The organism is Microbacterium sp. Bi128, assembly GCF_918698205.1.
Genome location: NZ_CAKKMM010001494.1, coordinates 1 through 1,205, shown reverse-complemented (window position 1 = coordinate 1,205; position 1,205 = coordinate 1). Strand labels below are relative to the sequence as shown.

1 protein-coding gene is annotated in these 1,205 nt (G+C 57.8%); it reads left to right on the top strand.

The window, feature by feature from the left end; genetic code table 11:
• Positions 1 to 1,179 (top strand): hypothetical protein (locus LQV45_RS33965; protein WP_230012235.1); only part of this gene is annotated, 1,179 nt, incomplete at its 5' end.
• Positions 1,180 to 1,205 lie beyond the last annotated feature (26 nt).

The following is a 1,205-nucleotide window of genomic DNA, read 5'->3' as shown; positions in this document are numbered from 1 at the left end:
GCCCTGTATATCCAAGGCGTGGAAATTAACGGATTGCCGGTTAGGTTGCCCGGCCACAGTTTCAGTATCTGCGACCCCGATGAGCCCCTGGGTCGTTCCGATGCTGAGGTCATTGGTCGGTTCCGCGCGATATTGCAGAAGCAAACCGAGCTCTATGCTTCTCCATTGGGTGACCCTGCTTCTCCTGGCGCCGAGGAATATAGGTTCGCCTGCATCATCCAAGGCCTGTACTTGACGAGCGACTTGAAATTGCCGGGCGTTAGGGCTTTTGGTCTGGATTCCAGACCGCATGGCCAGGATGCCGAACAGCTGACCATCGCCATGTTGGAGAAATTGGGTTGGGGAAGCAGCCCTCGCCAACCAGTCTGGTCCGAGATGTACAAGCGTGACCACCCCATGTCAGTGCTCGTTTACGACAAAGTCTTTGCCGCCTCGATTGAAGAGGCGCACACGATGTACGCAACTGCGCGCGACGAGTTGCTGGCGGTCCTTTCCTTGAACCGAGGTGCAGCAGGCCGGCCAATAGTCACCTGTCTGGAGCAAATCGATGGCGAGCAGGTTATCGCCACCAAATTCCGCTTTGAGCATTCGAGCTACGCGGGCAACCTGGCGGGCGGATTTCTCTCGGGGGAGAGCCAATCGGACCTTCTGATGCAGCATTCCGCCCTCAGCCATGATCCACTGCTAAAACTTTGCGTGGATCTCTTCCGGGAAGCCCTTGCCGATCCCTCACCTGATGCACGCTATTTCAGATTCTGGTCAACGCTGGAAACGCTGGCAATAGGTCGGGTGCCGGGCGGACTTCCCGTAGTAAGACTCGACGGTTCCCCGTGGCCCAACGAGTCAAATTCGTCGCATGCAGCCCCCCGTGTATACACATTGATCGCGGACGCTTTGTTTCGTGGTCCTGTCACAGTCGACGAAGCCAGCGCGGTGAGTCCAGCGGAAGACCTCGCTACGGCCGTCACTCACTGGTACGCCAGAAGGAATGCCACTGCGCACTACGGACAGTTTGTTGCTGACGACTCGGTCCAAAGGACAAAAAACTGGTATCCGAGGGCCCTGGCCACGGGACCGACCGAGGGTGCTTTCGATGATTGGCTGAGGACCCTGCAAAGACTTTGCGGCGAAGTACTTCTTGCCGAGCTGGCGAGAATTGGCGCTCCTCTCGTCCCTTAGTCACTGGAGCCACTCAAGCCGGGTGG